Source organism: Catenibacterium sp. GCM10023432 (genome assembly GCF_042651925.1).
Classification (GTDB): Bacteria; Bacillota_I; Bacilli_A; order Erysipelotrichales; family Coprobacillaceae; genus Catenibacterium; species Catenibacterium mitsuoka.
This window is the reverse complement of record NZ_JBHSEB010000045.1, coordinates 1-26064: the sequence shown is the minus strand read 5'-3', so window position 1 is coordinate 26064 and position 26064 is coordinate 1. Positions and strand designations below refer to the sequence as shown.

General features: G+C 34.7%; 34 protein-coding genes, 1 other RNA gene and 1 other annotated feature. Of the genes, 3 read left to right on the top strand and 32 right to left on the bottom strand.

Translation table 11 applies throughout. The features are described 5' to 3' along the window. Positions 1-13: 13 nt before the first annotated feature. From rny to ACFOZZ_RS06845, 10 genes are all read right to left on the bottom strand, one after another. Entirely contained in the window at positions 14-1561 is a 1548-nt protein-coding gene (gene rny, locus ACFOZZ_RS06890) for a ribonuclease Y (RefSeq protein ID WP_376814950.1), read from the bottom strand. A 116-nt stretch (positions 1562-1677) separates the two neighbouring features. Continuing rightward, positions 1678-2220 (bottom strand): TetR/AcrR family transcriptional regulator C-terminal domain-containing protein, encoded by a 543-nt coding sequence (locus ACFOZZ_RS06885; protein WP_055233752.1) that lies wholly within the window; start codon positions 2218-2220, stop codon positions 1678-1680. A gap of 54 nt (positions 2221-2274) precedes the next feature. Continuing rightward, positions 2275-3300: a recombinase RecA gene (recA, locus tag ACFOZZ_RS06880; protein WP_278860392.1), complete on the bottom strand. Its 1026-nt coding sequence runs from the start codon at positions 3298-3300 to the stop codon at positions 2275-2277. A gap of 44 nt (positions 3301-3344) precedes the next feature. Then, complete coding sequence (locus tag ACFOZZ_RS06875) at positions 3345-3800, bottom strand: CinA family protein (RefSeq protein ID WP_006505474.1); 456 nt, start codon at positions 3798-3800, stop codon at positions 3345-3347. A gap of 1 nt (position 3801) precedes the next feature. Continuing rightward, positions 3802-4392, bottom strand: a complete 591-nt coding sequence (gene pgsA / locus ACFOZZ_RS06870; protein WP_055233751.1) for a CDP-diacylglycerol--glycerol-3-phosphate 3-phosphatidyltransferase — start codon at positions 4390-4392, stop codon at positions 3802-3804. A 1-nt stretch (position 4393) separates the two neighbouring features. Beyond that, entirely contained in the window at positions 4394-5311 is a 918-nt protein-coding gene (locus ACFOZZ_RS06865) for a helix-turn-helix domain-containing protein (RefSeq protein ID WP_055233750.1), read from the bottom strand. Between the two features lie 117 nt (positions 5312-5428). Then, an RNA gene (gene rnpB / locus ACFOZZ_RS06860) (RNase P RNA component class B) lies at positions 5429-5741 on the bottom strand. A gap of 8 nt (positions 5742-5749) precedes the next feature. Further along, positions 5750-6088, bottom strand: coding sequence for a DivIVA domain-containing protein (locus ACFOZZ_RS06855; protein ID WP_055233749.1), 339 nt, complete (start codon positions 6086-6088; stop codon positions 5750-5752). Between the two features lie 59 nt (positions 6089-6147). Further along, positions 6148-6867 (bottom strand): DUF554 domain-containing protein, encoded by a 720-nt coding sequence (locus tag ACFOZZ_RS06850; RefSeq protein WP_147556439.1) that lies wholly within the window; start codon positions 6865-6867, stop codon positions 6148-6150. Positions 6868-6899: 32 nt separating this feature from the next. Further along, the gene (locus ACFOZZ_RS06845) at positions 6900-7154 is read right to left on the bottom strand and encodes a hypothetical protein (protein ID WP_006505469.1); all 255 of its coding nucleotides are present in this window, start codon (positions 7152-7154) and stop codon (positions 6900-6902) included. 83 nt (positions 7155-7237) lie between these two features. On the opposite strand from ACFOZZ_RS06845, the gene ACFOZZ_RS06840 reads away from it, so the two are divergent. After that, the gene (locus ACFOZZ_RS06840; protein ID WP_320803275.1) at positions 7238-8380 is read left to right on the top strand and encodes a nucleotidyltransferase; all 1143 of its coding nucleotides are present in this window, start codon (positions 7238-7240) and stop codon (positions 8378-8380) included. Here ACFOZZ_RS06840 and ACFOZZ_RS06835 read toward each other — a convergent pair. From ACFOZZ_RS06835 to pheS, 3 genes are read right to left on the bottom strand one after another with little or no spacing between them, the layout of a single operon-like run. Continuing rightward, complete coding sequence (locus ACFOZZ_RS06835; protein ID WP_055233746.1) at positions 8343-9110, bottom strand: Cof-type HAD-IIB family hydrolase; 768 nt, start codon at positions 9108-9110, stop codon at positions 8343-8345. The two genes, ACFOZZ_RS06840 and ACFOZZ_RS06835, sit on opposite strands and share 38 nt — an antisense overlap. Positions 9111-9141: 31 nt before the next feature. Then, positions 9142-11529: a phenylalanine--tRNA ligase subunit beta gene (gene pheT / locus ACFOZZ_RS06830; protein WP_376814949.1), complete on the bottom strand. Its 2388-nt coding sequence runs from the start codon at positions 11527-11529 to the stop codon at positions 9142-9144. 3 nt (positions 11530-11532) lie between these two features. Continuing rightward, positions 11533-12567 (bottom strand): phenylalanine--tRNA ligase subunit alpha, encoded by a 1035-nt coding sequence (gene pheS, locus ACFOZZ_RS06825; protein WP_055233745.1) that lies wholly within the window; start codon positions 12565-12567, stop codon positions 11533-11535. Positions 12568-12601: 34 nt separating this feature from the next. Next, positions 12602-12805, bottom strand: a binding site (T-box leader). Between the two features lie 122 nt (positions 12806-12927). On the opposite strand from pheS, the gene ACFOZZ_RS06820 reads away from it, so the two are divergent. Further along, positions 12928-14091, top strand: a complete 1164-nt coding sequence (locus tag ACFOZZ_RS06820; RefSeq protein WP_278778768.1) for an aminotransferase class I/II-fold pyridoxal phosphate-dependent enzyme — start codon at positions 12928-12930, stop codon at positions 14089-14091. 9 nt (positions 14092-14100) lie between these two features. On the opposite strand, the gene ACFOZZ_RS06815 is transcribed toward ACFOZZ_RS06820, so the two are convergent. The 19 genes from ACFOZZ_RS06815 to ACFOZZ_RS06725 all read right to left on the bottom strand — a co-directional run bounded on the left by ACFOZZ_RS06815 (position 14101) and on the right by ACFOZZ_RS06725 (position 25556). Next, positions 14101-14460: a diacylglycerol kinase family protein gene (locus ACFOZZ_RS06815; protein WP_055289231.1), complete on the bottom strand. Its 360-nt coding sequence runs from the start codon at positions 14458-14460 to the stop codon at positions 14101-14103. Next, complete coding sequence (locus tag ACFOZZ_RS06810; protein ID WP_279068167.1) at positions 14447-14716, bottom strand: acylphosphatase; 270 nt, start codon at positions 14714-14716, stop codon at positions 14447-14449. Before ACFOZZ_RS06810 ends, ACFOZZ_RS06815 begins: the two co-directional genes overlap by 14 nt. Further along, entirely contained in the window at positions 14713-15441 is a 729-nt protein-coding gene (locus ACFOZZ_RS06805) for a TrmH family RNA methyltransferase (protein WP_279068170.1), read from the bottom strand. Before ACFOZZ_RS06805 ends, ACFOZZ_RS06810 begins: the two co-directional genes overlap by 4 nt. Then, entirely contained in the window at positions 15438-16106 is a 669-nt protein-coding gene (locus tag ACFOZZ_RS06800; RefSeq protein ID WP_278778763.1) for a M48 family metallopeptidase, read from the bottom strand. Before ACFOZZ_RS06800 ends, ACFOZZ_RS06805 begins: the two co-directional genes overlap by 4 nt. Continuing rightward, entirely contained in the window at positions 16094-16795 is a 702-nt protein-coding gene (locus ACFOZZ_RS06795; RefSeq protein WP_376814948.1) for a gamma-glutamyl-gamma-aminobutyrate hydrolase family protein, read from the bottom strand. The genes ACFOZZ_RS06800 and ACFOZZ_RS06795 overlap by 13 nt, the downstream gene beginning before the upstream one ends. A 55-nt stretch (positions 16796-16850) precedes the next feature. After that, on the bottom strand, positions 16851-17696 hold the full coding sequence (locus ACFOZZ_RS06790) for a patatin-like phospholipase family protein (protein WP_376814947.1): 846 nt from the start codon (positions 17694-17696) through the stop codon (positions 16851-16853). Between the two features lie 4 nt (positions 17697-17700). Beyond that, positions 17701-18471, bottom strand: coding sequence for an ABC transporter ATP-binding protein (locus ACFOZZ_RS06785; protein WP_329967201.1), 771 nt, complete (start codon positions 18469-18471; stop codon positions 17701-17703). Next, the gene (locus ACFOZZ_RS06780; protein WP_376814946.1) at positions 18468-19751 is read right to left on the bottom strand and encodes a hypothetical protein; all 1284 of its coding nucleotides are present in this window, start codon (positions 19749-19751) and stop codon (positions 18468-18470) included. Before ACFOZZ_RS06780 ends, ACFOZZ_RS06785 begins: the two co-directional genes overlap by 4 nt. Beyond that, a complete protein-coding gene (locus tag ACFOZZ_RS06775; protein ID WP_278778757.1) occupies positions 19738-20163 on the bottom strand; it encodes a PTS sugar transporter subunit IIB in 426 nt (141 codons plus the stop codon). Before ACFOZZ_RS06775 ends, ACFOZZ_RS06780 begins: the two co-directional genes overlap by 14 nt. 66 nt (positions 20164-20229) lie before the next feature. Beyond that, positions 20230-20610 (bottom strand): hypothetical protein, encoded by a 381-nt coding sequence (locus ACFOZZ_RS06770; protein ID WP_278778755.1) that lies wholly within the window; start codon positions 20608-20610, stop codon positions 20230-20232. A 6-nt stretch (positions 20611-20616) separates the two neighbouring features. Continuing rightward, positions 20617-20961, bottom strand: coding sequence for a hypothetical protein (locus tag ACFOZZ_RS06765; RefSeq protein ID WP_055234520.1), 345 nt, complete (start codon positions 20959-20961; stop codon positions 20617-20619). A gap of 62 nt (positions 20962-21023) precedes the next feature. Then, positions 21024-21311, bottom strand: a complete 288-nt coding sequence (locus ACFOZZ_RS06760) for a hypothetical protein (protein ID WP_278860826.1) — start codon at positions 21309-21311, stop codon at positions 21024-21026. Positions 21312-21361: 50 nt separating this feature from the next. Next, entirely contained in the window at positions 21362-21721 is a 360-nt protein-coding gene (locus ACFOZZ_RS06755) for a hypothetical protein (protein ID WP_278778750.1), read from the bottom strand. A 117-nt stretch (positions 21722-21838) separates the two neighbouring features. Beyond that, the gene (gene rplT, locus ACFOZZ_RS06750) at positions 21839-22198 is read right to left on the bottom strand and encodes a 50S ribosomal protein L20 (RefSeq protein WP_055234514.1); all 360 of its coding nucleotides are present in this window, start codon (positions 22196-22198) and stop codon (positions 21839-21841) included. A 27-nt stretch (positions 22199-22225) separates the two neighbouring features. Further along, positions 22226-22414, bottom strand: coding sequence for a 50S ribosomal protein L35 (gene rpmI, locus ACFOZZ_RS06745; RefSeq protein WP_006505447.1), 189 nt, complete (start codon positions 22412-22414; stop codon positions 22226-22228). An 18-nt stretch (positions 22415-22432) separates the two neighbouring features. After that, a complete protein-coding gene (infC, locus tag ACFOZZ_RS06740; protein WP_055234513.1) occupies positions 22433-22984 on the bottom strand; it encodes a translation initiation factor IF-3 in 552 nt (183 codons plus the stop codon). A gap of 267 nt (positions 22985-23251) precedes the next feature. Then, positions 23252-23512 (bottom strand): hypothetical protein, encoded by a 261-nt coding sequence (locus ACFOZZ_RS06735; RefSeq protein WP_055289240.1) that lies wholly within the window; start codon positions 23510-23512, stop codon positions 23252-23254. A gap of 129 nt (positions 23513-23641) precedes the next feature. Next, complete coding sequence (locus ACFOZZ_RS06730) at positions 23642-24472, bottom strand: RluA family pseudouridine synthase (protein WP_278860823.1); 831 nt, start codon at positions 24470-24472, stop codon at positions 23642-23644. Continuing rightward, entirely contained in the window at positions 24465-25556 is a 1092-nt protein-coding gene (locus ACFOZZ_RS06725) for a glycerate kinase (protein WP_279148412.1), read from the bottom strand. The genes ACFOZZ_RS06730 and ACFOZZ_RS06725 overlap by 8 nt, the downstream gene beginning before the upstream one ends. 228 nt (positions 25557-25784) lie before the next feature. Between ACFOZZ_RS06725 and ACFOZZ_RS06720 the strand changes: the two genes are divergently transcribed. Then, a partial coding sequence (locus ACFOZZ_RS06720; RefSeq protein ID WP_376814945.1) for a transposase occupies positions 25785-26064 on the top strand: 280 nt, incomplete at its 3' end.

Below are 26064 nucleotides of genomic sequence, written 5' to 3'. Positions count from 1 at the left end.
GGGATGATCCTATCTACTTAGCTATTTCATTAGCACGAATCTCACGGATCACAGTTACTTTAATATGTCCTGGGTAAGTGAGTTCGGTTTCAATCTTTTCTTTGACATCTCTTGCAAGTTTGTGTGCCTTTAAGTCATCAATCTTTTCTGGATTAACGATTACTCTGATTTCACGACCTGCCTGGATGGCAAATACATTATCCACACCGTCAAACTGTTTAGGTAATTCTTCAAGTTTTTCAAGTCTCTGGATATAATTTTCAATTTTCTCACTTCGACTACCAGGTCTAGCAGCTGATAGTGTATCTGCTGCAGAGACCAGTACTGCAATAATTGATGTTACTGGAACATCTCCATGATGTGATTCAATTGCATTGATTACAGTCGCATTTTCACCAAATTTCTTAGCGAATTTTGCACCTAATTCAACATGACTTCCTTCCATTTCATGGTCAACTGCTTTTCCTAAGTCATGCAATAAACCAGCACGTTTAGCAAGCTGCTGATTTAATCCAAGTTCAGCGGCCATAATACCAGCAAAATGAGCCACCTCTAATGAATGCTGTAAAGCATTCTGTCCATAACTTGTGCGATATTTCAACTTACCAATCATCATGACAAGTTCTTTGTTCATTCGAGATAATCCTAATTCAAAGACAGCATCCTGCCCTGCCTTTAAAATAGTATCATCAAGATCTTTTTTAGTCTTAGCAACAACTTCCTCAATACGTCCTGGCTGAATACGCCCATCATGAATTAATGTTTCAAGTGATAAACGTGCCACTTCACGACGAATTGGATCAAAACATGATAATGTAATCACTTCTGGAGTATCATCAATAATCAAATCTACACCAGTTGCATTTTCAATCGCTTTAATATTACGACCTTCACGGCCAATAATACGACCCTTCATTTCTTCACTTGGAAGAGCAACTACACTGACTGTGCGTTCAATGACTTCTTCCTGAGAATAACGGTTAAGGGCATTCGCAATGATATCTTTTGCAAATAGTGAAGCCTTTGTTTTTGCTTCATCTTCCTGTTCTTTGATATAAGCAGTGACTTCAGTCTCCATACGCTGTTCTACCTGCTTGAAGAGTTCAGCTTTTGCCTCCTGTGCAGACATAGCTGCAATTTTTTCAAGTTCGGCTACTTTTTCATCAATCTGATGCTGTAGTTTTTCTTCCTTGACCTCTAGTTCCGCCTTTTTCTTATTTAATTGTTGGCTTCTTGCTTCAAGAGCATCTTCCTTCCCCTGTAAAGAAATATCTCTACGGTCGATGTTCTGTTCACGTTGTAATAGCTTATTTTCAAACTTAGTCAATTCTAAGCGCTGCTGCTTTGCTTCTTTTTCAGCTTCAAGCTTATATTCATAAGCTTTTGTTTTTGCATCAAGCAATGCTTCTTTAATTAGATTGTCTGCTTTTGTATTAGCTTCTTCAACAATTGTTTTGGCATCTGTATTTGCTTTAGAAATTTTTAAACGGATATATAAATAATAACATCCTATACCTAAAAGAAATACAAGAACATAGGTCAAGACTTTAATTAAGCTCATATATAAGTCCTCCGTGTCCTATGTATAAAAGTGCTAAAAAGCACTAGTTATATTATAAGGTATTTATATAAACTTTTCAATCATACAAACACGAAAAAAGCAGTCTTCCATTAAGACTACTTACTTGATTTAAGGGGATTTGTCATCAATAAAGTTGTATTAAACTTATCTAAAAGTTCCTCTAATTCTATATCATTGTTGTTTTCAATAAAATTATGATTTATGCATCCCATGATTGCATAAGTATAAAATAAAATAAGATCATCAAACTTTTCATCAGATATATCAACAATAAAGTTATCTAATAAGTATTCTGTAAATATTTTTTTGAAAACAACAAATAGATAATGATCTAACTGATTGCGACTCATTGAGAAAGCAATATGTCTAATAGCACGACGATTTTCTACCAGAAATTTCAGGGCTTTCTCTGAGCATTCACTCCAGGATGCACCATCTTCAAACATTTGTTCAATGGTTGCTAAATGATCTTTAAAGATTGTTTCAATCAAGGAATAGATATCTGCAAAGTGATAATAGAAAGTGTTTCTATTAATACCACATTGATCTGCAATATCCTGGATAGTAATCTTATCAAGAGTTTTTTCCTCAACAAGTTCTAAGAATGTTTTTATAATAAGCTGTTCTGTTTTCTTCATATTTACACCATAATTCAATAAAAGGCGGAATCATCCGCCTGAAAATGAGACTATTTACGCATCAGCTTCTTCATTTCCAAAAAGCTGTGCTTTAACTTTTTCTTCTACTTCTGCAAAGATGGCAGGATGTTCAAGAAGAAAATTCTTCGCATTTTCTCTTCCCTGTCCAATTTTTTCACCATTATAAGCGTACCAGGCACCTGATTTTTCCACAATATCGCCTTCAACTGCTAAATCAAGAATTTCACCATCACGTGAAATGCCTTTACCATAGATGATATCAACCTGAGTTGTCTTAAATGGAGGTGCTACTTTATTCTTGACAACCTTGATATTGGCTTTATTACCAACAATCTCACCATTCTGTTTGATCTGTTCACTTCTTCTAATTTCTACACGTACAGAAGAATAGAACTTCAAGGCACGGCCACCAGTTGTTGTTTCCGGATTACCATACATAACCCCGATCTTTTCACGTAACTGGTTAATAAAGATTACTGTGCAGTTCGTTTTATTCATAACACCTGAAAGTTTTCTTAAGGCCTTACTCATTAAACGTGCCTGTAAGCCAACTGCCGCATCACCCATTTCACCATCTAATTCAACCTGAGGAACTAAAGCAGCAACTGAGTCAATAACGATCAAATCAATCACACCAGAACGCACCAGCATTTCAGCAATTTCTAATGCCTGCTCACCACTATCTGGCTGTGAAAGAATCAATTCATCAATATCAACACCTAAATTCTTTGCATAGACAGGGTCAATGGCATGCTCAGCATCAATAAATGCTGCTTTACCACCCTGTTTTTGCGCCTGGGCAATCGCATGCAATGTAAGAGTTGTTTTACCACTTGATTCAGGACCATAAATCTCAATAATACGTCCTTTAGGGTAACCACCAATACCTAATGCTTTATCAAGGGTTAAAGAGCCTGAAGGGATAACATCTACATCCACCGCTGCACGATCTCCAAGACGCATCACAGACCCTTTACCAAATTTCTTTTCAATTTGACTGATAGCATCATCCAATGCTGCATCAGTATCTTTTACCGATGACTTCTTTTCTTTCGCCATAAACATATACCTCCATACATATTCATACGATTATTATTTGTAAATTACTTCAAAATTTCAGAAATCTTCATTTTTCCAATCGCAATAGCCTGTTCCACAATCTGCTTGCGACTTCCTGACAATTCATATTCATAAGTATGAACATCACTCTTATAGGCAATACCAATATAAATGAGACCTACTTTCTTGCCTTCCATGGCATCTGGACCGGCATTGCCTGTAAAAGAAATACAAAGATCTGTATCGAACATTTTCTGTCCATTAATGCACATAAGCCCTGCCACTTCATTAGATACAACACCATAAGTGTCAATGACTTCCTGAGGGATGCCTAACACCTTATGCTTGATAATGTTCTGATAACTGACAAGACTTCCCTTATAAACAGCAGAAACTCCTGGAACGGATCCAAGAGCTGCTGCAAAGTTTCCTACTGTAAAACTTTCAACACTAGAAATAGAAACATTCTTTTCTATCAATAGTCTTACTATTTCTTCCATTTTACATACTCTCCATGATTAAATCTCTATTCTTCCAAAAATAATCAACACCTGATAATAATGAAACACATGCGGCAACATTAATAACATAGTTTGCAAATGGAATATCCCATAATGCAAAGATCGGGTTATTTAATAGAAGAAGACAAATACCTACCATCTGAGTCACTGTCTTCAATTTTCCATAAATACTTGCAGCAAGTACTCTATTAGAGCCAGAGGCTACAAGACGAACACCATCCACAAAAGTATCTCTTAAAATCATAACAAGAAGTGCTAGAACTGACATCTTATTATTCCAGGAAAGTAAGATTAATGCAGAGTTAACAAGCATCTTATCTGCAATTGGATCAACAAACTTTCCAAATGTAGTGACAAGATGATTTTTTCTTGCAAGGTAGCCATCTAAAAAGTCAGTAATAGAAGCACCTAAGAATATAACAAAGGCAAGTAGCTGAATAACGGAAATATCAGTAAATAGGAAATGAATCTGAGGTACACTAATATCTGTATAATAAGGACATAAATATAAAATTATAAATACTGGTACAAGACACAAACGTGTTACTGTTAATCTATTTGGTAAATTCATCTTACTTCTCCAATGTCAAATAAGTATATTTCAATCCAGATTCAGCCTTTTCTTCATCTGTTAATGGCACTTCAACATCATCAACATAAACCTTTACACCAGACTGTTCACCACTTACAAGTCTTAATGTATTGAATTCTGCAGTATTGAGTGTCAATTCAACACTATCACCTTCATTATATACCTTACCTTCAAATTCAGTATATTTAGCACGGTTTACATAAAGGCTTCCCCAGCATTTCTTAGAATATTCAACCTTTAACTTGAATGTTTCTGCATTAGAATCCTTTAATTTAAAATTATAATTTAAATCACTATTTCTAGTATAAGTAACAGCTGGTGTTTCATCCTTCTTTGGAGTTGTCTTGTCTTTCTTCTTTGATGGTTTCTTAGTTACTTCACCTGCTGCTGTCTGCTGGTCAGATGTAAATGATGGTGCATCAACATTTGACTTTGTTTTACTGATTGCAAAGAAAGCCACTAAGAAAATCATTGCCACTAATAATACTATAATAATCACTCTTATGACATTTAAATGACTTTTATTACCCATAACACCTTTATTTGAATTTGTAAACGGTGGCTTTTCAAAACGGAAAGCTTTAGCTTTTTCCTCATCGGCAGACTGTCTCTTCTTTACTTCCTCATTCTGCTGTTCTGCTTCCTGTAGTTCTTCTAACTCAATTTTCTGAGTAAGATTTAAATACTCATTCTGTACTTCTTTTTCATTTATATCAAGAGCGCGACAAATCTTTCTTAAATACATTTTCACATAAGCTTCTTCACCTTGATAATGATCAAAGTCACCATTTTCTAAATCTTTAATAATCGCAACTGAAAGCATTGTCTGAGAAGATAATTCCTCTACAGTTAATCCTTTCTCCTCTCTCGTTTTCTTTATTATTTCACTAATATTCATTTCAAAGCCTCCTTGCATTTATGTCAAGTCTATTTAACCACAAATAGTGGCATTTTACAACTATTATAGACAGACAAAAAAGACGGTCCCCCAAATGGAAACCATCTATGAGTCTGCTCTTATAAGCCGTGTTCTGTTTTTCAACTCATCATTTATCTTAGATTACTCTACCTAGCATCCGTTCAATTCCTTTTGCTAGACTCCCCTACCAAAATTTGGGTTTCTGCCTCGCGAAGTTTACCCCTTTTCACCCTGTCATTTCTAACAGTATTCGTTTCTGTGGCACTTTATGGCTAGTTCCATATCTTACGACTTAGGCGTTCACCGTTGTCATTTCTGCCTGAGGTTATTAGCCTCAGCACGATCACTACTATCATCTCAGATAGTGGCAGCACGGACTTTCCTCTGTTTCCAGCGATCAGTTCTCGCAGACACATATTAGTCTTTATTTTTATGATAGACTTCTCTTTCTAATTGAGAAATACGTCTGAGGACATCGACATTGTTATTCAAGTTCTCTTCCATGACGCGTGCATTATCTCTCTGTTCCTGTCTTTCTCTTAATAATTCATTGAGTTTTCTTCTTAAAGCACTATTCTCTTTTTGAAGACTTTCAATTTCATCATAAGAATCATTCAGCATAGATTGGAAATTCAGATAATCTTCTTTCACAATATCAAGATAACTATCTACCTCATTTGCGCTATAGCCTTTTGATTCAATAGAAAATTCTTTATTAAGGATTCTTTTCGGGCTTAATCGAATCTTGTTTTCCATCGTCTTCACTCCTCATAAATATTCTACAAAAAACAAGAATAATTGCAAGCAAAAGTTTCTTACAATGGAAAAACAGTGCATATACACGCCACAATCAAAGCCGGTAAAAGGTTTGCAACGCGTATTTTTGTATTAAACACAAGATTAACTCCTACACAAAATATAAGTATTGAACCTATATATGAGAGAGCACTCATAGCTGATGCAGTAATAAAAGGACTGATCAGACTTGCTAAAAGAGTGATTGTTCCCTGAAATAAGCCTACTGGTACAAAAGAGAATAAGCATCCCTTACCTAGAGTTGCACTCATGACAAGAATAATCACAAAATCGAGTATTGCTTTTGCGAAAAGAATAGAGTGATCGGCATGGATTCCATCTTCAATAGATCCTACAACTGCCATCGCACCAATACAGACTGTTAAAGATGCTGTCACAAAGCCATCTACAAACTTCTTATCTTTCGCATTTCCAGTTTTTATTTTAAGCCATTCACCAAAGTGAATCATCTTGCCATCTAAATCTAACATTTCTCCTACAATCGCACCAAGAGATAATGAAATAATCATCATCATAGTACCTGTTGTATCGATAGTGCCACCCTTTATTACAAGCATTTTACTTGATGCTCCTGCAATACCTATGAAAATAACAGCGACACCATCTGCCTTCATCAAAGTATCCTGCATGGACTCCTTTAAATGATTTCCAAATACCATACCTGCAATGCCAGCTATAATAATAGCACTGCAGTTAATAATCGTACCTAATCCAAACATAGTTATAAAAAAACTTTCATCAAAGATGAAAGTTATCCTTTAAGACCTCTAGACTGACGATCCATATCTTCTACAACGATGTCATAGATTTCACCTAATGTAGAACAATATTCTAATAACTGCCATGGTTCATTTGTATGGAAATGAATCTTAATTAAGTCTTCATCACCTACTGCAAGAAGGCAGTCTCCTTTAAAATGTTCAGTAATGTAATCATTGATTTCATCTTCATCTAAGTCATGACCATCAATTAATAATTGTGTATCATATCTAAATTCTAAAGCCATATTTATAATCCTCCTAATACAAAAAGTATATCATTATTTGTATTATCAGTCCATTATGATAAAATACTTTTTGAGGTGATTCCATGAGAATACTAGGTATTATTACAGAATATAACCCCTATCATTTAGGCCATCGTTTACATCTTCAAGAAGCTAAAAGACGAATTAAGCCTGATTTAACTATATGCGTCATGAGCAGTTCTTTTGTACAAAGAGGAGAGCCTGCCATAATCAGCTATCAAAAAAGAGCCGCAATCGCAATAGAAGAAGGCATAGATATCGTTATAGAACTTCCACTTGTTTATGCCTGTCAGAGTGCCGATTATTTTGCGAAAGGTGCAGTGACATTACTCCACGAAATGGGAGTGACTGATCTTGTATTTGGCAGCGAGGATGGCAATATTGAGACATTCATAGAAATAGCTGAAGGTATTGAACAAGACCCGGATACTTACAATATGAAAGTAAAAGAAGGCATGAAGGATGGATTACGTTATCCTGATGCGTGTAATCAAGCATTGCAGTTTATTTTAAATAAGGAAGTGAGAACACCTAATGATTTATTAGGACTAAGTTATGTTAAAGAGGTAGTTCATAATCAGTATCCTATTTCCATGCACTGCATTAAGCGTACCAATGATTATCATGCAAAAGATATTCAAAGCATTTCTAGCGCCACATCTTTACGCATTGCACTAAAGCTGGGAAAAGATGTAGCCCATCAATTACCTGGCTACAATACATATAAAGACTCTCATTTCTTTACTCTAGAAGAGTTCTACCCTTATTTAAAGTATTTAATTACCTTTACTCCTCTTGAAGGGCTTCATATGATTGAAGAAGGTTTGGATGACCGCTTGTATAAAGTGAATCAAGAAACCTACAATTTAGAAGAACTCATCAATGCTTTAACAAGTAAACGTTATACAAGAAGCAGAATACAAAGAATGCTTATTCATATTCTTCTTCATAACACAAAAGAAGAAATGAAAAAAGCCATGGATATTGATTATATTCATATTCTTGGCTTATCTGCGAGTGGACAGCGTTATATTAAAACAGCTAAAAAGAATACAGAATATAAAATCATCACTAACATCACAAAACATAAGCATCCTGCTTTAGATATTGAAAAAAGAGGGGCTCAGCTTCTTGATTTAGTGAATCCAGGCTTTTTTAAAGAAACAATTAAAGCGATTCCTTATCGTAAAATTGATTTAAAATAAAGGCAACACCATCATCATTATTACTTAAAGTAACATGATCTGCTTTTTCTTTTAAGTCATCAGGAGCATTGTCTACTACATAACTTACCCCTGCAATATCTAACATATCTTCATCATTATAATAATCTCCAAAGGCGATTGTATTCTCTAATGGTATTTGATAATGATGGGCCACCGTTTGTATCGCATTGGCTTTAGTGGCTTCTTTATTGGTGATTTCTAGATAATAAGAAGCACTACGTGTTATATGTAAAGAAGGATATGTTTCCTTTAAATAAGAAGTGACATGATCAATAAATCCAATACAGACTATTTTATGAATGGTCTGTATTTTTTTAATGTCTTCTAATCCAATCTTAATCGATATTTTACCAATATAAGACTCTTCTATCGCATGATCTTTAAAATATTGATTTGTAGAATACCAGTTATTGCCATCATAAATATTCCAATCTAAATCATTACAATAAGAACATATATCATAGACAATATCCGTTGGTATTGTATAAGAGATGATTTCATCCCCTAAAATAATCAGTGCGCCATTATGAGCGACCAGAGGTGCTTTATAAGGGACAAATGATTGAATACTTTCAGGAAGTCTCGAAGAGATAGGAATAAACAAATCATCATATTCATACACCTTCTTTATAGCCTGTAATGTCATATCAGAAAGCGTATTATCACTATGAAGGAGTGTCCCATCTAAATCCGAAAAAATCAGTTTCATAAGTAAAAAAAGATCAGTGCAAGCACTGATCTTAACCTCTTAACACGGCGTTATGGTCCTTCTTGCAGGCTTCAAGAATTTTTTCCATAGCTGAGTTGATTGTTGCGTCATCCAATGTACGAGATGGATCCTGGAATAATAGTGAGATAGCCAATGACTTCTTACCTTCTTCCATATGTTCACCTTCATAAACATCGAATACTTCTGCACTCTTTACAAGCTGTTTGCTTGCACGTTTGATTGTCTTAACTACATCTGCAGCAGGTACTTTTGAATCAACAACTAAAGCGATATCACGAGATACTGCAGGATATAGAGGAATAGCCTTGAATTTTAATGCACGAGTACGTAATGCAAGAATAGCTGTTAAGTTCAATTCTGCCACATATGTATCGTTGACTTCATAAGCTTTTGCCTTTGCAGGATGTACCTGTCCGATGACACCTACAATTTCCTTACCCATCTTGATATAACCACTTCTACCTGGGTGGAAGTCCTTATTATCTGCTTCTACCTTTTCAAAAGTATAACGTGATTCTTCAATACATAATTTCTTGAATAATGTTTCTACAAAGCCTTTCACAAGATAGAAATCAACCGCTTCCTTCTTACCCATCCAAGGAACATTGACATAGTCTCCACTTACTGCAATTGCTAAGTTAGATACTTCCTTGTCAGAATATGTATTCGCAATTTCAAAGATGTTTACATCTTTGTTTGAATGTGCATTGTTGTAATGAATTGTCTGTAAAAGAGAACCAATAAGTGATTTTCTTGCAGCACTTCTTTCTTCACTCAAAGGACTCATTAACTTAACTGTATTGTCTAAAGAATGGAATAAGTTGAATTCATTGACAGCTGCTTCACTTGTCAATGTATAAGTTAATGTTTCATGTAAACCAAGGTCTACAAGTGTATGTCTAATCAACTGTTCTTTAGACTGTTTTGGTGTTAAGACACCATCTGTCATATTCATGACTGGTAAAGTAGTTGGAAGATTATCATATCCATAGATACGTGCGACTTCTTCCACTAAATCTGCATCCATAGTAATATCATTACGATATGTAGGAACAGTTACAGTAAATAATTCATCTTCTAATGTATATTCAAAGCATAAGCTATCGAAAATATCAGATACTTCTTTAACTGTTAATGAAGTACCTAGCAAGCCATTTACTCTTGATAATTCAATAGTGACAGTTTTTCTTGTTTCATCAAGAGGTGTATGTACTGTTTCATAAATAGTTTCAGCATCAGCATACTGTACTAATAAATCAGTGCAGCGATCTAATACCTTTAATGAACTCATTGTATCAATAGCACCCTTGATATAATGCTGTGATGCATCTGTTAATAAGTTCATACGTCTTGCTGTATTTCTTAATGCAGCACCATCAAAAGTTGCTGCTTCAATAACGATATTTTTAGTATTCTTATCAATCTTAGTATCATTACCACCCATAACACCAGCAACACAGCCAATGCCATCATCAGTTGATACAATAACATCTTCAGGTAAGATTTCATATTCATTTTCATCAAGAAGAACAGCCTTCTGATTGAATCCAGTCTTGATGACGAAAGCCTTCTTTGCAAGCTTATCATAGTCATACATATGAATAGGCTGACCTGTTTCAACCATGACGAAGTTTGAGATATCTACAATATTATTAATAGGCTTGATACCTGATGCAAGAAGCGCATTCTGCATCCATTTAGGTGATTCTTTAGTTGTTACACCCTTTACTAATTTAGCACCAAAGAATGAGCATAAAGGAGTTTCTACATAAACTTCAATTTCACTCTTTTCTTCAGGATATTTCTTGATTTCTGGTAAAGTAACTTTTCTACCTAATACAGCAGCTGCTTCATAAGCTAAAGACTGCATAGCCATACAATCAGCTCTATTTGGTGTTAAACCAATATCAAGAATATAATCATCTAAACCAAGGCAAGAAAGTGCTTCTGTACCTACTGGCGCATCTTCTGGTAATACATGAATACCGGCTTTATCTTCTTCTTTTAATAAACGGTTATCTAATCCAAGCTCTGCAATAGAACAGATCATACCATCAGACTTTTCGCCTCTAATAGCACCTGAAGAAATCTTACCACCTTCAAGTTCACATCCTGGTAATGCCACAATAACCTTTTCACCAGCAGCCACATTAGGTGCACCACATACAATCTGTCTTACTTCACCAGGGGCAGTTTCTACCTGACAAATATGAAGATGGTCAGAATTAGGATGTTCAATACATTCCTTTACATAACCAACAACAAGCTTAGTTCCTTTTGCAAGAGGTCCCTGTCCTTCTACTTCTAATCCAATACGAGTGATCTTTTCTGCAAGTTCTGCAGGATCTTGATCATCTACTTTCACATATCTATTTAATAAATGTAAACTAGCTAACATATACTACTCCTTTCTTTCGAACTGTTCTAAGAATCTTAAGTCATTATTGTAGAAATCACGGATATTATCAATATCATATTTCAACATAGCAACTCTTTCTAGTCCGATACCAAATGCAAATCCCTGGTATTCCTTAGGATCAAATCCACACATTTCTAATACATGAGGGTTGACCATACCAGCACCTAATACTTCAATCCATCCAGTACCTTTACACATAGCACAGCCCTTACCACCACAGTTGCCACAAGAGATATCTACTTCTACACTTGGTTCTGTGAATGGGAAATAAGAAGGTCTTAAACGAATTTCACGTTTTTCACCAAACATTTTCTTAGCGAAAACATCTAATGTACCCTTTAAATCACCCATAGTGATATTCTTATCGATGACTAGTCCTTCACACTGCATGAACTGATGTGAATGAGTGGCATCATCATCATCACGACGGTATGTCTTACCAGGGCAGATAACCTTAATAGGACCTTTACCCTTAGCTTCTAACATAACATGTGCCTGTACAGGAGAAGTATGTGTTCTCATTAATGTATTTTCATCAATATAGAATGTATCCTGCATATCTCTTGCAGGGTGTCCTTTAGGTAAGTTCATTAATTCAAAGTTGAAATGATCTGATTCTACTTCAGGTCCTTCAGCAACCTTATATCCCATACCTAGGAATAATTCTTCTAAGTCTTCCTTAACACGTGTTAAAGGATGTACAGATCCTACTGGTAAACGATTACCTGGTAAAGAGATATCAATATCTTCTGCAAGTAAACGTTCATTTAAAGCTTTTTCTTCTAAATAAGCTTTCTTTTCTTCAATAGCCTGTCCAATTTCCTGTTTAGTCTTATTTGAAACCTGTCCAAATGTTTTTCTTTCTTCAGGAGCCATAGTCTTCATTGATTTCATAGCAGCCTGAATAGGTCCTTTTTTACCAAGATAGAACACACGTAAGTCATTTAATTCTTTCGCATCAGCGCAAGCTGCAATTTTTGCAAGTGCCTCTTCCTGGATTTTTAATAATTCATCCATAACTTTCCTCCTTAAAAAAATAAAAAGCCGTTCCAATAGGAACGACTTAAATCGCGGTACCATCCTAAATTCATATAGTATACACTATATGCACTTTATCACTTATAACGTCAGTGTTACGGCGGGGATTAGCCGCACTCCAAGGTGAATTCAATAATATCTTATAAGAAGATTTCCACCAGCCTCTTCCTCTCTCAATATAAGTATATTACATACTAGTCCTTTTCTTCGTGTTCTCATGTATTATACCTAATAATTAGGAAAAAGACAAGATGAAATCTTATCTATCGAACAAGCCGAAACCCTCTTTCATTTGTTTAATATTTGTATTATGATACTTAAAGAGAGGACGTATATAAAATGAAATTTTCAAAAAGAATGGATCTCTTCGGAGAAAGCATCTTCACTACACTTGCAAATATGCGTAGTGAAAGAAAAAAGCAAGGACTAGAAGTCATTGATTTGAGTATTGGAGCACCTAATATCCCTCCAACTCAGGAAGTCATGGAAACAATCGCAAAGGAGGCAATGAAGCCAGAAAACTATCTTTATGCGATTAAGGATGCCGTTGATCTTCAAAACACTGTAAAAGAATGGTATGAAAAAAGATACGGTGTCACTATTGATCCCGAAACTGAAATGACATCATTACTTGGATCTCAGGATGGCTTAGCACATCTTGCTTTAACTTTAGTAGATGAAGGTGATATCGTACTTGTACAAGATCCATGTTATCCAATCTTTAGAGATGGGCCACTACTCGCTGGGGCTAAAGTTGTTACTATGCCTTTATTAAAGGAAAATGATTATTTAATAGATTTTGATATGATTGATGAAAAGACTGCACAGGATGCAAAGTATATGATTGTGTCTTATCCAAATAACCCAACATGTGGTGTTGCGAATGATGAATTCTATAAGAAACTCATTGTCTTCGCAAAGAAATACAACATCATGGTTCTTCATGATAATGCCTATAGTGAATTATTGTTTGAAGGACCAGGACGCAGCTTCTTAGAATTTGAAGGCGCTAAGGATGTGGGTATTGAATTCAACTCATTAAGCAAGACATATGGTTTAGCAGGTGCACGTATTGGTTTTGCACTTGGTAATAAAGAAATCATTGGAAAACTAAAATCATTAAAATCTAATCTAGATTATGGTATGTTCTTACCAGTTCAAAAAGGTGCGATTAAAGCATTAACACAGGATCAATCATGTGTAGAAAAAACAAGAAATGCTTATCAACATAGAAGAGATTTATTAGTCAATGGCTGTAAGTCTATTGGTTGGGATATCGATATGCCTAAGGGTACTATGTTTGTATGGGCGAAGATTCCTGACAAGTTTAAAGATTCTGAAACTTTTGTAAAGGAACTATTTGATAAAACAGGTGTTCTTGTGGTACCAGGTAATGCATTTGGTACTCAAGGTGAAGGCTATGTACGTATGGCTCTAGTACAAAGTGATGATACAATAGAACATGCATTAGACATGATGGATAAAAGCGGACTATTTAAATAGCCCGCTTTTTTAAATAATATAAGGAATAAAAATCATCAAGCCAATAATAGCTGAAATGATCGCACTAATAAGCACAGCACCTGCTGCAGCGTCTTTAGAGAGCTTTGCAAGAGGATGAACATCTGGTGACGCTAAGTCTACCACTGCTTCAATCGCAGTATTGACAAGTTCTAATGACAAAACAAGTGCAAATAGAATAAGACAGATCATCCATTCAATCTTCGTAATATGAAAATAGAAACCACATAAGATCACTGCACACATAAAAGAAAGATGTATTTTGATATTACGTTCTTTCTTAATTGTATGGATAATGCCTTCAAAGGCATGCTGAAAAGATTTTAAAAGAGATTGTCTAGTATGTGACATCAAACTTTCTCTCTCCTTTTTCTACAGGGATATCTTCCACTTCCATATCAGTGATGTCTATCCATTGTTCATTTTTCATCTTATTGATAAAACGATTAATCTGTTCTATTTCTCCCTGTACTTCTGCTTCTACACGTCCATCAAAGAGATTTCTAACCCAGCCAGTAAGTCCTAACTGAGTCGCATTCATCTGTGCTCTAAAACGGAATCCAACAGCTTGTACTCTTCCTGAAAAATAGATATGCTGTCTAATCATAGTGAACCCCCCTTAAAGGTATACATCACAATACCTGCCGCTACACCAACATTAAGTGATTCCATTGTATCAATAGGAATATAAAGAGAGGCATCAGACATCGCAATTGTTTCATCTCTCACACCATTCCCTTCATTTCCCATAACAAATGCCATCTTATCTGTTGATTTAATATCATCAATAGAAGACGCATTATGTAAGCTTGTCGCAATGACACGTACCCCTAACTTCTGTAGTTCTGGAATAACATGACTCAATTCATCACGGACAATATCTAAATGAAAAACAGCCCCCTGAGTAGAACGCAAGGCCTTATCATTGTATAAGTCTACACAATCAGGACTCATGACAATCTGTTTAAAGCCAAAAGCAAGTGCTGAACGAAGGATAGTTCCTAAGTTTCCTGGATCCTGTACACCATCTAAAATCAAGACACGATCATAGTGTTTTAAAATATTATCCTTCTTATGACATACAGCCATAATAGGCTGTGGTGTTTTTGTATAGGACAATTTTTCCATAACAGAATCAGACACAACAAGCACTTTATCCTGTCCTTCTAATGATTCATCTGTACTAATAACTAAATCACATAGTCCTGCTTTTTTTGCTTCTTCTACCATGTGGAATCCATCTACTAGAAAAAGTCCTTTTTCATCTCTTGTTTTCTTGTTTTTTAATTTTACAAGGTCTTTAATTGTTTTATTATTCACTGATTGAATCATACATGCTTTTCCTCCAATATTTTCATACGTTTCTTATAATCAGGCATTCTCTTTTTGACTTCTGCATAGAATCGAGGAGAATGATTTGGTTCAATAAAATGACATAACTCATGCACAATTACATAATCAATCAACTCTTTATCTAAATAAACTAAAGAGAAATTAAATGTCACAAGGTTCAATTGATCATAACAGCTGCCCCATCTTCCTTTATATTGTTTGATTTGAATACGTGGCATAGGTCGATTAAATAAAGGAAGATATTCTGCCGTTCTCGTTTTTAAGTATTCATAGAGTATCTGAGAAAGATATATCCCTAACGCATTTTCTATATAAGAAGTATACACATAAATACTATCTCCATGAATTGCACATTGTTTCTTCTTAATATCTCTGACAACTATTTGATATTTCCTACCAAAGATATAGACATACCCATCCTCTCTTAGATCAAAATAAGGGACATAAGAAGATAATCGTGCATATAAATCCTCTTCATTTTCATAGATTAAATCACGAATATACTTCTCGCTTGTACCAGCAGGTGCACTCACCTCTAAATAATTATCTCTGATCTTCACCCTGATTGTTTTCATCTTTTTAAATGAAACAATACATGGGTATATATGTCCTTTTAATTTAATATTCCATTTTACTCTCTGCATTTTCTTATAAACTCTTCAAATATTTTCTGACTTTCTTTCTCTGTACACATGAATTCAGGATGCCATTGTACACCCCATACAAACTTCTTATTAGGTGCATAACATGATTCGACTAAACCATCTTCACTTATAGCCATAGGTTGTAAATCATTTCCTAGTTCTTTGATTGCTTGATGATGACAGCTATTAACTGGCAGAATAGTTTTATTAAGTAGACTCTTTAATGGTGTATCCTCTACAAGAGTAACTGTATGCTGCTTATTGTCATAAGGTGGTTTCATTCTGTGGGTTATAGTACTTTTATATTCTGATGGTAAGTCCTGATATAATGTTCCACCACATAATACATTAAGCAACTGATGCCCTCTACATATTCCTAATATTGGTTTATTTAAAGCATATACTTCTTTAAATAACTGACTTTCTAGTGTATCTCTATAAGGTGTTAAATCTCCACAATTTTCCTTCTTCTCTTCATGATAATAAACAGGATCTATATCTGGGCCGCCAGTAAAAAGAAAACCATCAAAGTTCTCTGATAATTGTTTAATATCTTCTATATTTTCAATAAAAGGTAACATCACAGGAATACCTCCTGCATTCATAATACCTTTCATATATCCTGGAAGCAGCCAATAATTCTCTTTTTTCTCATCAAATAAAGGTAATATTCCTATAATAGGTTTCATTTGCATCAGCTCCTGAAACTATTATAAATAGTAAAAGAGCCTCTTTCAAGAGACTCTATTCATGACATATTGCCTTTATTTCTTCTAGATCTTCTAAAGCAAGTGCATAACCATAATCATAAATTCTTTGAATCTTATCTAGATCCTTTTCCATAGAATCAATAATAACTTCTTCTGTTGGTCTTAATACAAGTGCCTTGCCTTCTTTTTCTAGCTTGTCAATATAGTCTAATGTTTCATTATAGTTGATATGACGTGAAAGCAAGGCATCTTTAAGAAGTGGGTATTTACGAGACACAACCTGTGCTGCAAATTGAGTTGAAAAATTGAGTGTCTTCTTATAACCCTTTGGTCTAGTAAGAATAATCAAAAGCTTCTTATTACCATCTTCTATTGCTTTCTTTACAGGAATAGAATCTGCAATACCGCCATCAAAATATTCATTCTCACCTATTTTGATTGCAGGAAATACAATAGGAATAGCACATGTTGCCTTTAACACTGTACAATGGCGATCTATTTTATGACCATCTATATATTCTGCTTTTCCTGTATTTGCATTTGTGACACCTACAAGTACTTTTGTATGAGACTTATAAAATGTATCATAATCAAAAGGATTAAGTTCATTAGAAATTGTTTCATAGGCAAACTTTAAACCAAATAAAGAATGATCCGTCTTATAGTTTCTAAGACCAATATAACGAGGATCATGGCGATACGTTTTTAGTATCTCAAGATTTCTTCTAGGCTGTTTTGATACATAAGAAACACCATCAGTGATTCCTGCACTTACACCTATACAATAATCAAACATAATATCATGATCATTCAAACAATCCATAATACCACATGAAAAGATTGGTCTAAATGTACCACCTTCTAAAACAATTCCACTCATATACTTATTCCCCCTCAAATAAAGACATTGACTCTGCTGAGTTAACGTCTACTATTTTATGGAAATACTCCTTCTGTGTCAAATCCCCCTTCACGACTTGCTTTGCAATAACACCATCTTTAATGTAAAGCAATTTCTGTGAATAACTGGCAATCATCGGATCATGAGTCACCATAAGTATAGAAACACCATCTTGATCATTTAATTCTTTGAATATTTCCAATATTTCATGTGATGTGTGAGAATCTAAGTTACCTGTTGGTTCATCCGCTACAATAAGTTTAGGATGAGTGACAAGGGCACGACAGATGGCTGCACGCTGTCTTTGTCCTCCTGAACATTCATTAGGATACTTATGAAGTAATGAATCAATAGATAAACGTGACGCTGTTTCTTTAACTCTTGCTTCTATTTCTTCCTGTGGCAAATTTGCAAGAGAAAGAGGAACTGCAATATTTTCAAGAACAGTGAGAGAATCTAATAAGTTGAATTCCTGGAAGATAAATCCAAGGTTCTCATAACGAAACTTACCTATTTCATTTTCACCCATACTTCTTACTTCAGCATCATTGATATAAACCTTCCCTTTTGTAGGAATATCAATTGTAGATAGATTATTAATAAAAGTTGATTTACCTGCACCACTTGGTCCCATGACACAGATGAATTCTCCTTCATTCATAGTCATAGAGACACCATGTAATGCTTCAAAGGTATGGCTTGTACCAATACCATATATTTTAGTTATATTTTTCGCAACTAGTATTTCACTCATAGTACTTCCCCTATTTCTGTATAAACATTCTTCATATAAATATAATAAGTCATCACTGCAAGAATCATCTGTGGAATGATATCCACACCAAACAACATAATAATGAGCCCTAAAGTATCCGGTGTATGCATATAAACCTGAATCATGACAATTGTAAGATAAACAATAGGTATTAAAACAAGTAATGAATAGAAAAGAATCACTTCTTTTTTGATATAAGAAGCAATCTTCTTTCTTGTACAGCCTATCTTATAAAGATTACTAAAGGCTTTCACTCTTTTCATAGTTTCTGCCGCATATTTATACATAATTGTGATAGATAATAAGATTGTCATCACAATGTAAGCAATAATGGCGGTCATATATTCTCTTGGTGAATTTTTCTGGGCAATGATCATAGCACTCATACAAACATTTGTGACAACATAAACAAGAATAAGAACACCTGAATTGGTCAAAGAAGTAGATAAATGACTTAAAGAAACAAGGTCTAAAGTATGTCCTAAACGTTGACTCTTGATTTTTCTAAGTATTTCAGGAATTGTCTGAGATAAAACATAAGCCGCCCCTATTCCTCCTACAAAACAAGGGAATACAAATCCAGTTGGACTATAAGGAGTCGTAACTAATAAAATAATCGAAAATATATAAATGAATGGTGGAAGATAAGAAGGTAATCTCTTATCCACTACCTTTTCATGAGATTCATGTAAGAGTGTCTGGATATCATGACGGTAAACAAAGCCTGAATCACCTAGAATAGTTACAAAGAAAAGAATTGCAATAGTCATAAGTGTATCTGTATAGGCACGCATAGGAATCATGAAGATAGATTTATGAATATGCATAGAGTGATACATGATTGAATTCACTCCTACTGCCCCTGCCATGCCAATCAAATAACCAATAGGTAAAGCAATTAAAGAGATAATGATTTCCTGATAAAATAAATAAAGTGTTGAATCAAAAAAACTGCTGCCACTCATCGCAAGAATAGCGAATTCTTTTGTCTTATGTGCACAAAAGAATGAGTTGGCATAAACCATCATTAATCCACAAAATATTATAACAACAAATGCGATGATACTTGATAATGGAACACTGATCTGTGAAAAAGATCCACCACTTGCAGCTGCTGTTTGATCCATTAACGTATCATTATTAATAATATTAAAGAAGACAAATGATACAAAGACAGTAAAAAGAACAGTAATACCATAAGATATAGCTTGTCTCTTTTCACGTTTCAACATCTTACAGGCAAATTTAAATGTTCCCATGATCTTTCCCTCCATGAGTATGGCGATAAGAGTTAATACGTGTCACTCTTAAGATATTTTCTTCTCCAGGAAAATAAACTGGATTCTGTTTTGTTTGTTTATAGATGTCTATTACTCCTTTCGCATCATCTACAATTTCAGTAAGTTTCATCAAGCCATACATTCTAGGAGGAAGAACATATAAAGGTACACCTGTATCCTTGAAATGTAACTTAATTTCCATAAGCAGGTGTGGACAGCACATCACTACATCATATTGATCAATGACTTCGTGCATCAAGCTAAAGGGTGAGAAATCAACCTGTACTTGATTCTCTAAATGATTTTCTTTAATTTGTTTCTGCATACGTGTAGTGACATAGCTTGATGAAAAGCCACCCCCACAGCAGATTAATATTTTTAATAGATTCATGGTGTATATTATATAAGATAATTTCATAGCACACTATTAATTTTCTAAACATGAAAAAAACCGACATCAGTCGGTTGATTCTTCGTAGCACTTTAATCGTTCAAACTTCAGTTTTCTCATAGATTTGATCTTTTCGATGTCTTTTTCTAAAAGCTCATAGTCATAGAGCATATCCTTATATTTACCAAAATGTTCATATTGATAAATATAATAAGTCATATACATTTCAATAATTGGCTCAATACCATGATAGTGTTCTAGTTCATAGAGTCCACAAGCAACATAGCACAAGCACATGAAATATTCCAGTTCTCTATTTTCTCCTAGCATTTCGTCTGAAAATACATATGAACTCCCATAAAACATAAGATGAGGCGTATCTTTCTGTGAATCCATTTCCTGATAGACATCATTTCTTACTTCTCTATAATATTCTAGTTCTTCCATAATTACCTACTCATCCCTAAATGCATCTTCATAATCTAGTTTACCTGAATTAAGTACAAAATCCCTGTCTCGCTTCATTTCATCCAGTTCTTCTTGTGTTTCAACATGTACACCTACGATAATCCTATCTACGTTCTCATAAGTGTGATAGAACATATAGTTCACACCATCATTGAGTGTAGGATATAATTCTGCTTCGATAGTTGCTAAAGCTAAAGATACTCGCAAAGCAAACATAGGATCATCTTTAAAAGAAGGCCCCAAATCGTCAAGATGGAACATACCTCTTGATTGATCTCCGGTTTCATAATCCGTCCTAAAGTCATGTTTAAAATCAGAATATTCGCTCATTTTTTCACCCTCTTGCTCTCAACATCTCTATTACATATATATTTTTTTAACAAAAAAATTCATCATTCGGTTTTAATTGTACCATTTTTAAAATCTCTTATCATTTTCAATATATATTCATTACTCCCCATATATGTTTCATTTCCAAGCACATCTAGCGCAGCTGTTGCAACATAACCTATAGGTACATTTAGCAAACATATTTCATTATCTTTATTGTTTTCTATTTCCTCAATAAAAGCTTCATCAGTTATTTTCGCTTCAATTCCTGTAAGAATCGCCTGCATGACAAGTATAGGTTTACCACTTTTTATCTTATCAATAACTTCTATAACTATATCATTGTGCATGTCTTTTAACCTCCGAATATCGAAGAAAAATTGAATTTCAAAATTATCTTCTACTCATCCCTAAATGCATCTTCATAATCTAGTTTACCTGAATTAAGTACGAAATCCCTGTCACGTTTCATTTCATCCAGTTCTTCTTGTGTTTCAACATGTACACCCACTATGATTTCATCAACATTCTCATAGGTATGATAGAACATATAATTAACACCATCATTAAGTGTAGGATATAATTCTGCCTCAATAGTAGCAAGTGCCAAAGATACTTTTAATGCAAATAAAGGACATCCGTTAAATTGAGGCCCTAAATCATTAAGATGGAACATACCTACAGATTGTTCACTATCGATATATGATGTTCTAAAATCATGCTTTATATCTTCATACTTATCCATCGCTTTTTCTTTCACTACTTTTCACCTTTTCTATGACTTTCTGTTTACTTATAAGTTCATTATACACTACATTACAGCCAAAACACTTATATTTTTAAGCATGAAAAAAAGTGCCATCTCTGGCACTTTAGATTACTTTGCTAACTGTTCTTTAGCTAAATCAGTTAAAGCCTTGAAACCTTCAGGATCAGCAATTGCGATTTCTGAAAGCATCTTTCTGTTAATGTTAACTTCTGCAAGTTTTAAACCGTGCATGAAAGTTGAATATGACATATCGTTCATTCTGCAAGCAGCGTTGATACGTGCAATCCAAAGCTTTCTCATTTCTCTCTTTAACTGTCTTCTATCTCTGTAAGCATACTTTAAAGAATGCATTACCTGTTCATGAGCTGTTTTATATAAAGCATGTTTGCTACCGAAGTAACCTTTAGCTAGCTTTAATGTCTTTTTTCTTCTGCGTCTAGTTGTAAATCCGCCTTTTACTCTTGCCATGTGTATATCCTCCTTAAAATTAACCTATTAGATACGAGACTTGATTCTCTTGTAATCTGATGGGTGTACTAATGTTGATTTAGCGAGATGCTTTTTCTGTTTATGTGTCTTATTATGTGATAAGTGAGATACGTATGCATGGCCTCTCTTTAATTTACCACTTGCTGTTTTCTTTAAGCGCTTCTTAAGACCGCTATGTGTTTTCATTTTTGGCATGATAAGTTTCCTCCTATTTTACTTTGCTTTTTTAGGTGCGAGCATTGCTGTCAATGTTCTTCCTTCTAGTTTAGCTGGCTTTTCAACGACGCAATATTCAGAACATTCCGCAATAAAATCATCCATAATCTTCTGTCCAAGATCAACATGAGCCATCTGTCTTCCTCTGAAACGAATTGCTACCTTGACTTTATCGCCATCCTGTAACCATTTCAAAGTACGTTTAAGCTTCACGTTCTTATCGTGTACATCGATTGTTGGAGATAACTGCGTCTCCTTGACCGCAACAACTTTTGAATTTTTCTTCATTTCTTTTTGTTTCTTCTGCTGCTCGAAACGATACTTTCCGTAATCCATGATACGGCATACCGCTGGTTTTGCCTTAGGAGCAACACAAACTAGATCAAGTCCTGCATCATAAGCACGATTCATTGCGTCTCTCTTGCTCATAACGCCTAACTGTTCTCCATTCTGATCAATAACCAGTACTTCCTTAAAACGAATATTTTCGTTGATTGGATCTTCCTTCTTCACTGGTTTTGTTCTATCATAACGTCTAATAAAAGCCACCTCCGCTTACTTCATATTAAATAAAAAGTGAGCGTACTAGCGCCCACTTATCGTTAGAGTTTAATCTAGTGACATTGGCCCATCGACTGTATCAATCGGGCGAGAAGTAGGCACTTCTTCTTTCCACTTTTTACTTGTTCATCTTACCCAACATACAGGTGTTTGTCAATAACTTTTTTAATTTATTTTAGATTTCTGTAATAACACCATTCACCGCATGAATCTTTACGCCTCTATACTTTATAGTAGCCTTGACTTTGAGATTTTCTATATCCATCGGGCGTTCCATCGTACAATCTTATAATCGATCATGACTCGTGTATTCTCTTCAAGTAACACCTTACTATTATAATAATCCTCAGTTAAAGTCTTATCTTTAGAAAGTGTCTCATTCACTACACCAAGCTGACTCAAATCACCTACAGTAAAACTTGCCTGAGATATATTAACAGCCTTAGGAAAGAATACTTGTGTGGCCACTAAATATGTTTCTTTTCCATATATAAGTCCATAAGGATGTACACTCACACTTAAGACAACTTCCTCTGTAGTCTGATTTTATCTCTTATTTTCAACCCACAAAAGACCGCAACAACATATACCACTAGTACAACAATTTGACTGATCAGTTTACTATGTTTCACTGTTTATTCTTCTTTATCTTTTAGAAGGTTTAAAAATCTGTGTAAAAGAAGAAGGAAGCGGTGCTTTAAAGGTCATTGTTTTATGTGTAAAAGGATGTGTGAATGCAAATTCATGCGCATGTAGACCTAATCTCTTTAAAGGATTTGTAAGTGCTCCATACTTCTTATCACCAATAATAGGATGATTCAAAGAAGCCATATGAACACGAATCTGATTCTTACGCCCTGTATCTAAGAATACTTCCATCATTGTATAATCCTTAGATACTTCTAATGGCTTGTAGTGCGTAATAGCCAATTGTCCCTCTTTCGCAATACGCATCTTTAACTGTTTATCTTCTACAAGATGATTCTTTATTGTACCTGACTTACGACATTGTCCTTCTAATATTGCAACATAGCCTCTTGTTTTAACATACTTATTCCAGTTATGAGTTAATTCCTGATAAAGCTTCTTATTCTTCACAAACATAAGTACACCAGAAGTATCCTGGTCTAAGCGATGTACAAGATAACACTGCTGTCTCTTCTTACGACAATATTCCATCACCATATAAAAAGCTGTCTGATATTTATTATTCTGTGTCTCTTCACTCACAAGCCCTGAAGGCTTATTAATGACTATCATGTCATCATCTTCATAAAGAAGTTCAAAAGGAAGATTCGTCTTCTTACCAACTTCTACTTCATCTCCTGGATGTAATTCAAAGGCATGATAAGTCTGTACTTCACCATTCACCTGTACCGATTTATATTTCAATAAATTCTTACAATCATTTCTCTTCTTACGAGTATGCTTTACAAGAGAATCCAATAGTAATTCATCTGTTGTAACCTTATACATTCTTTTCCTCCAAATAACGTCTCACTTCTTCTTCTAAATACTGTGGACCTTTTTCCAGTAATACAGAAAGAGGTTCATCTGTATGATTAATACAGCGTACATCCTCAAATCCGGCTTCAAGTAATGTCTCTTTATCTTCACACTTTCCACAAAATGCGACAACAGGCTTATTGTATTTCTGTGCTAAGCGCAAGACACCTATTGGTGTCTTTCCATATAAAGTCTGATGATCCATTTTTCCTTCACCTGTAAAAATAATATCCGCTTTCTGGATTGCTTCCTCTAGGCGAACTGTACGACTGACTGCATCAAATCCAGTCACTAGTTTACCATTTAGTCCTGTAACAATCGCATAGCCCATGCCTCCTGCTGCTCCTGCACCAGGTATACATGAATCATCCTTATCAACTAATTCACTCATTATTTTCACATAATGCTTCATTGCCTGATCTGTCTTTTCTAGATCTTTCACCTTTTTTTGAGGGCCAAAGACATAAGTGGCTCCTGCTTTCCCACATAATGGATTGGTAACATCACATGCCCCTTCTACTTCTATATTTGATAAATCGAGACGTGTTTTCTTAATATGATCAAGTGTTTCGAGTCCTCTCGCATTCATTGGAATACGCTGATCAAACTGATCAAAGAAACCATAACCCATACCACTTAATAGACCTATTCCTCCATCATTACAAGCTGATCCACCTAAAGTCAAAAGGAAACGTTTGACACCATGATCATAAGCATATTTCATCATTTCTCCTACACCATAAGATGTTGCTTCTGTTCCGTTCTTTTCTTCTTCAGTCAGGTAATCAAGTCCACATGCCTGTGCACTTTCTATAATAGCAAGATCATCCATAATAGCGATTTTTGCATGAACTGTCTTAAATAGTGGTCCTGCTACCTCTATTTCATGAATATCACCATTTAGATAATGATTCATGACTTCCATTGTCCCTTCACCACCATCAGCTAAAGGACAAATATGTACATTATTATAAGCTCTCTGTACTGCTTCTCCTGCAGCATATGCAGTCATGCTTTCTTTAAAAGAATCAAATGCAGCAAGTATTTTCATCATTATCACTCCCTGTATGTATTCTAACATAAAAAAGTTCATGGTCACCCATGAACTTTTAAGATTTTCTTTTTAATAAATAAATATTTTTTTGAATACCCACAAACCACAGGTTAGTAAAAATTAAATTTCATAAGCACCTATTAAACGGCGTTCATGAAGCTGAACCTGACACATGGATTTTCCATCTGTTCTATAATTAGATTAGAAACCAGATGGAGGTATAATCACATGTCAAACAAAGTATTAAAGCCTAAGAAAGCTTCTCTATATGAGTTCACTCAGAACTATTCTAATAACATCAATAACTGTATTGAATTCTTCAAATCCATGAAATGGCCTGAAGGCTTTTCATGTGACCGTTGCGGATGTCATAAGTATTACCTAATCAAGCGTGTAGGAAAGACCAAGACTTCATATGTTCTTGAATGCAGCTCATGCCATAAGCAGCATTCATTGCTTTCAGGCACTATTTTTCAGAGCTGCAAGCTTGATCTATACAAGCTCCTTT

Excerpts from the sequence above, each read along its gene's own strand:
- rny (WP_376814950.1), bottom strand. The coding sequence starts at position 1,561 with ATGAGCTTAATTAAAGTCTTGACCTATGTTCTTGTATTTCTTTTAGGT.
- ACFOZZ_RS06885 (WP_055233752.1), bottom strand. The coding sequence starts at position 2,220 with ATGAAGAAAACAGAACAGCTTATTATAAAAACATTCTTAGAACTTGTT.
- recA (WP_278860392.1), bottom strand. The coding sequence starts at position 3,300 with ATGGCGAAAGAAAAGAAGTCATCGGTAAAAGATACTGATGCAGCATTG.
- ACFOZZ_RS06875 (WP_006505474.1), bottom strand. The coding sequence starts at position 3,800 with ATGGAAGAAATAGTAAGACTATTGATAGAAAAGAATGTTTCTATTTCT.
- pgsA (WP_055233751.1), bottom strand. The coding sequence starts at position 4,392 with ATGAATTTACCAAATAGATTAACAGTAACACGTTTGTGTCTTGTACCA.
- ACFOZZ_RS06865 (WP_055233750.1), bottom strand. The coding sequence starts at position 5,311 with ATGAATATTAGTGAAATAATAAAGAAAACGAGAGAGGAGAAAGGATTA.
- ACFOZZ_RS06855 (WP_055233749.1), bottom strand. The coding sequence starts at position 6,088 with ATGGAAAACAAGATTCGATTAAGCCCGAAAAGAATCCTTAATAAAGAA.
- ACFOZZ_RS06850 (WP_147556439.1), bottom strand. The coding sequence starts at position 6,867 with ATGTTTGGATTAGGTACGATTATTAACTGCAGTGCTATTATTATAGCT.
- ACFOZZ_RS06845 (WP_006505469.1), bottom strand. The coding sequence starts at position 7,154 with ATGGCTTTAGAATTTAGATATGATACACAATTATTAATTGATGGTCAT.
- ACFOZZ_RS06840 (WP_320803275.1), top strand. The coding sequence starts at position 7,238 with ATGAGAATACTAGGTATTATTACAGAATATAACCCCTATCATTTAGGC.
- ACFOZZ_RS06835 (WP_055233746.1), bottom strand. The coding sequence starts at position 9,110 with ATGAAACTGATTTTTTCGGATTTAGATGGGACACTCCTTCATAGTGAT.
- pheT (WP_376814949.1), bottom strand. The coding sequence starts at position 11,529 with ATGTTAGCTAGTTTACATTTATTAAATAGATATGTGAAAGTAGATGAT.
- pheS (WP_055233745.1), bottom strand. The coding sequence starts at position 12,567 with ATGGATGAATTATTAAAAATCCAGGAAGAGGCACTTGCAAAAATTGCA.
- ACFOZZ_RS06820 (WP_278778768.1), top strand. The coding sequence starts at position 12,928 with ATGAAATTTTCAAAAAGAATGGATCTCTTCGGAGAAAGCATCTTCACT.
- ACFOZZ_RS06815 (WP_055289231.1), bottom strand. The coding sequence starts at position 14,460 with ATGTCACATACTAGACAATCTCTTTTAAAATCTTTTCAGCATGCCTTT.
- ACFOZZ_RS06810 (WP_279068167.1), bottom strand. The coding sequence starts at position 14,716 with ATGATTAGACAGCATATCTATTTTTCAGGAAGAGTACAAGCTGTTGGA.
- ACFOZZ_RS06805 (WP_279068170.1), bottom strand. The coding sequence starts at position 15,441 with ATGATTCAATCAGTGAATAATAAAACAATTAAAGACCTTGTAAAATTA.
- ACFOZZ_RS06800 (WP_278778763.1), bottom strand. The coding sequence starts at position 16,106 with ATGCAGAGAGTAAAATGGAATATTAAATTAAAAGGACATATATACCCA.
- ACFOZZ_RS06795 (WP_376814948.1), bottom strand. The coding sequence starts at position 16,795 with ATGAAACCTATTATAGGAATATTACCTTTATTTGATGAGAAAAAAGAG.
- ACFOZZ_RS06790 (WP_376814947.1), bottom strand. The coding sequence starts at position 17,696 with ATGAGTGGAATTGTTTTAGAAGGTGGTACATTTAGACCAATCTTTTCA.
- ACFOZZ_RS06785 (WP_329967201.1), bottom strand. The coding sequence starts at position 18,471 with ATGAGTGAAATACTAGTTGCGAAAAATATAACTAAAATATATGGTATT.
- ACFOZZ_RS06780 (WP_376814946.1), bottom strand. The coding sequence starts at position 19,751 with ATGGGAACATTTAAATTTGCCTGTAAGATGTTGAAACGTGAAAAGAGA.
- ACFOZZ_RS06775 (WP_278778757.1), bottom strand. The coding sequence starts at position 20,163 with ATGAATCTATTAAAAATATTAATCTGCTGTGGGGGTGGCTTTTCATCA.
- ACFOZZ_RS06770 (WP_278778755.1), bottom strand. The coding sequence starts at position 20,610 with ATGGAAGAACTAGAATATTATAGAGAAGTAAGAAATGATGTCTATCAG.
- ACFOZZ_RS06765 (WP_055234520.1), bottom strand. The coding sequence starts at position 20,961 with ATGAGCGAATATTCTGATTTTAAACATGACTTTAGGACGGATTATGAA.
- ACFOZZ_RS06760 (WP_278860826.1), bottom strand. The coding sequence starts at position 21,311 with ATGCACAATGATATAGTTATAGAAGTTATTGATAAGATAAAAAGTGGT.
- rplT (WP_055234514.1), bottom strand. The coding sequence starts at position 22,198 with ATGGCAAGAGTAAAAGGCGGATTTACAACTAGACGCAGAAGAAAAAAG.
- rpmI (WP_006505447.1), bottom strand. The coding sequence starts at position 22,414 with ATGCCAAAAATGAAAACACATAGCGGTCTTAAGAAGCGCTTAAAGAAA.
- ACFOZZ_RS06730 (WP_278860823.1), bottom strand. The coding sequence starts at position 24,472 with ATGTATAAGGTTACAACAGATGAATTACTATTGGATTCTCTTGTAAAG.
- ACFOZZ_RS06725 (WP_279148412.1), bottom strand. The coding sequence starts at position 25,556 with ATGATGAAAATACTTGCTGCATTTGATTCTTTTAAAGAAAGCATGACT.